This is a genomic window from Okeania sp. SIO2B9 (genome assembly GCF_010672505.1).
Classification (GTDB): Bacteria; Cyanobacteriota; Cyanobacteriia; order Cyanobacteriales; family Microcoleaceae; genus Okeania; species Okeania hirsuta.
The window spans coordinates 1-4,054 of sequence record NZ_JAAHGK010000704.1 but is presented as its reverse complement, the minus strand read 5'-3'; the positions used below and the strand labels follow the sequence as shown (position 1 = coordinate 4,054).

The 4,054-nt window shown below is 33.2% G+C and carries 3 protein-coding genes; all 3 read right to left on the bottom strand.

What is annotated here, in order from left to right; all coding sequences use genetic code 11:
• Positions 1-203: 203 nt before the first annotated feature.
• On the bottom strand, positions 204-773 hold the full coding sequence (locus tag F6K13_RS21970; protein ID WP_124147536.1) for a peroxiredoxin: 570 nt from the start codon (positions 771-773) through the stop codon (positions 204-206).
• Positions 774-1,771: 998 nt separating this feature from the next.
• Positions 1,772-2,386, bottom strand: a complete 615-nt coding sequence (locus F6K13_RS21965; protein WP_124147537.1) for a nucleoside triphosphate pyrophosphatase — start codon at positions 2,384-2,386, stop codon at positions 1,772-1,774.
• Positions 2,387-2,519: 133 nt separating this feature from the next.
• Positions 2,520-3,062 (bottom strand): photosystem II reaction center PsbP, encoded by a 543-nt coding sequence (gene psbP / locus F6K13_RS21960; RefSeq protein ID WP_124147538.1) that lies wholly within the window; start codon positions 3,060-3,062, stop codon positions 2,520-2,522.
• Positions 3,063-4,054 lie beyond the last annotated feature (992 nt).

Below are 4,054 nucleotides of genomic sequence, written 5' to 3'. Positions count from 1 at the left end.
TAATTGCCGAATATATTTTGGTTATCGTTACTTACTTAAGAGGGGTTAAAACTATATATAGCAATGTAATGTAAAAATATCCTTGTAGTGCCAAAAATTTATTGTTTAGGTTAAGTTTTAGACGCTACAGTTCAAAAATCACATTTAATTGCTACATATAGTATTATTATTGCCAGTTCCAGCTTCATCTATAGATAGCTGAACTAACCAACAAACTCTAATCGAGCTGGTTTTTCTGCTGGTGCTTCTGTACCCTTGAGATAGGCTAATACCGTATCTGCGTCAGATGTCTCGAATGGATCGTCACCATAGTTGTCGCTAAAACCTTCTTCAACAAATATCTTTTCGATTTTAGAGTCATTGACAACCATTGCATAGCGCCAGGAGCGCATACCAAAACCAATATTGGACTTATCTACTAACATTCCCATTTTACGAGAGAATTCTCCATTGCCATCTGGTAATAGGAATACATTTTTGGCATTTTGCTGTTTACCCCATTGGAACATTACGAAAGCATCGTTTACTGATAGACAAATAATTTCGTCTATTCCTTGTGCTTTGAATTCATCGTATAGTTCTTCATATCGAGGTAAGTGAGTAGATGAGCAAGTTGGTGTGAAAGCTCCAGGCAATGCAAATAATACTACACGCTTGCCACCAAAAATTTCTTGGGTAGTTTTGTCTTGCCAACGATAAGGGTTAGGTCCTTCAACAGATTCATCACGGACACGGGTTTTGAATACTACATCAGGAACACGCTCAATAACCATAACTTAACCTCAGAATGATTTAGTAACTTAGCAATTCAATCTATATCAGCTTTTACTGCTGTAAATCAGAATAATTCTTATTTAAGAATTTGTCAACGGCATTAAAGAAAAAATTTTGTTTTTGAGGTTTGCTTGTAACTCACATTCCGCACTTCAAGTTGTAACATTAAAAGTAGTAGAAAAATCCGTAACTTGGTAAGTATTTATACTATATAGCTCCTACATTTGACCTTTCTCAGCAGTCAGATTCTCAGGAAAATTTTAAGTATAAATACTCAATTACTTACTCCTATTGACCACTATAATTGTCTCCTGTCTCCAGTATAGCTGTCTCCTATTTTTATACTACATTTTGTTTTACAAAATGTAGGCTGTAAACTTGTTGCAAAATCAGGTATAATAGAAAGTTTACTCTTTGGCGTTGCTGAAATGTAATGGTAAGTAGCTGAAGGTAAAATTGAAAAACTTATGTTTTGCGTTGATACTTAATTTAAAAATCATTACCATTCAGCAACGCCGAAATATCATGCAAATTAAAATTATTAGTTAGCTATTAGCAATGTATTTCTATTCTTAGATGTTTATGAATGAAGATTTTATGACCAAAAAAATCAGGTCTCAAGCTTACCCTTTTTAGGGAATAAAAAGTGGTCGTTAGCGCAGCTTCCCGTAGGGTGGGATGGCGAGGAAACCTAGCCATATCCAATTGACCAAGAGGAAGAAAATTCTGTATCTTCTCGCCTCCCTATTGCAGAAGGAACTGTTAACGCAGTTCCTCTAGAGGAGGCTAACTGATAATTGAATTTACCTATACAAGTTGAATTGCCTCAGTTCCCTATAATATTAGTTGTTAAATAATTTTCTGAGCTTTATTTAATTTTTAATTTCTGGGCTTTATTTAATTTTTAATTTTTAGGGTTTAGAGGTAGTGATATAGACTTGCTATTACTCTTTAATTTAGAATAATTATTAGATTAAAAAATCGGATATTTTATAACCTACCAAAAGTTACTCACTTGATATCCTAGAGTATTTAGCATAACTCTCAATAATGGTAGACTTAAACCAATTACATTAGTATGACAACCTTCTATTTTTTCAATAAATAAACCACCTTTGCCTTCTATGGCAAAACAACCAGCACATTTTAAAGGTTCCCCAGTCGCAACATAAGCTTCTATTTCCTGGTCGTTAACGGGAGCAAAATGAACTTTTGTCATTCTACAAATTACGATAGTTTTATTTTTAACTAGATCGATTAAAGCATGACCAGTGTACAATTGACCAACTTGACCACGCATTTTTTGCCATCGAGCGATCGCTTCTTTATTATCAGCTGGTTTACCATAAATTTCGCCATCAATAACTAATACTGAATCACATCCTAAAATTAAATTTGATTGTGTTTCAGATAAGTTTTCTTTCATTAGAGACTTAGCTATTGTTTCTGCTTTAGCCTGGGCTAATGTTTCTACCAATTTTCGAGGTTCTATTAATTTAACTGTTGATTCATCAAAGTTACTAGGCATAACTATAGGATGAATACCAATAGTTTCTAACAAGCGAAGTCTTGCTAATGATGATGAAGCTAATATGAAGGTTGGAGTTTTCATATTTTCAAGCAAGTAAACAAATATTCCATAAAACATTGATAATTTGTCAGGACTATAGCCTATATTTAATGATATTTTTTAAGATAGGAAAACTTAAAAATTTGCTAGTCCTGACTAATATAAAAATTTCTCACTAATATATAGAGAAAGAGTTAATTACTTGCTCAAACTTATCATGCACTTTTTGCCAACGTGCTTCAGTAGTTGAAATATTGATAGTAAAAAGTTTACCTCGACTAACTCCTACACTTGCTAAGTTATGACGATCTCTTCCATCAGCTAATTTAACAGCATACTCCAGTTGATAATATGTTTTAGCTTTATATTCTCGTGCTTCTGCACTTACTAATTCTGCTTCCCTACCAGAGTCTGCTGGTGCAATGGCATTTTTGCTCAGTTTATATCCTACTTCAGTCGGAGTACCCAAGTCAGCCAAAGTTTGGTCTCCAACTACGGGACTAATAACGACACTAACATTCTCAGTGGCCTCAACTAGGTCATGGAATACTACATCCGGGCCATCAGATACTTTAACTTCGAGCCAACCATTAGGATAGAGGAACTCATAACCATCAGTTGTATCCACGAAGCTTTGTAGTCCACCGCCAATAGAAACACAACCTGTTACTACCAGAGCGATCGGTACTAAAAATAAGGCCACAATTTTTTTTAACATTTTCTCTTCTTTGATATTCTAAATAGTGAGAGTAGGCTTGAATTCAACTTTTCAGTCCCAACGCTCAAGTAAATTTATTGTCTCATTAAAATCTTGATTAATTTAATAAATTTGTGAATTTAATCAACTTCAATAATTAATTTTTGCCAATCAGGAGCCAAAATAATTTACAGTTAAGGTATTTGTTTTGCACTGAGTAATATTTAGATATTGTAGATATTGAAATTGAGTTTAGTGTGATGTTTTGAGCGAGAAATAATTCTGAGTTATGAGTTTAATTCTGAACGACTGGCGAATTTAGCTGGCAATTCCGGTAAAAGTATAATTAATTTTAATACCCTACAAAATATGATAATTTAGTCGTCTTTAATTGATGGCGGTTCTGAATCTCTCATCAACTAATTCTTTATCCTAGCTACTGAAATATTTCTGTCATTCACTACTTTCTCTATAACCAAATTTTCACTCATCAATCTAAGGTCAATATACTGCAAAATACCAACAGTAATTTCCACAGTTATTATCATTGATAACCAAAAGATTTTTACCACAATTTGTGTTCGTTCTAATACCCATACTCCTAATAGTAGTCCGATTAGATATTCAATAACTCAACAGCAAGTATTAATAACTGAATAATTCTTTATCCTAGCTACTGAAATATTTCTGTCATTCATTACTTTCTCTATAACCAAATTTTCACTCATAAATCTGGGGTCAATATACTGCAAAATATTAAAAGTAATTCCCACACTTATTGCCATTCCTGACTAAAAAAAATTTTACCACAATTTATATTGAATCTAATACTCATCCTGCTAATGGAATTTCGATTAAATATTCTATAGCTTAACAAAGAATATTAATTAGACTTGTCGCGAAATAAAACCTTAAAGTGAAATGGGAAAATTCTGGTTTTCACTGATTAAACTATGCTACCATTAAGTAGAAATTCCAGAGTCCAGCCGCAGTGAACATGAAGCGATCGTCGC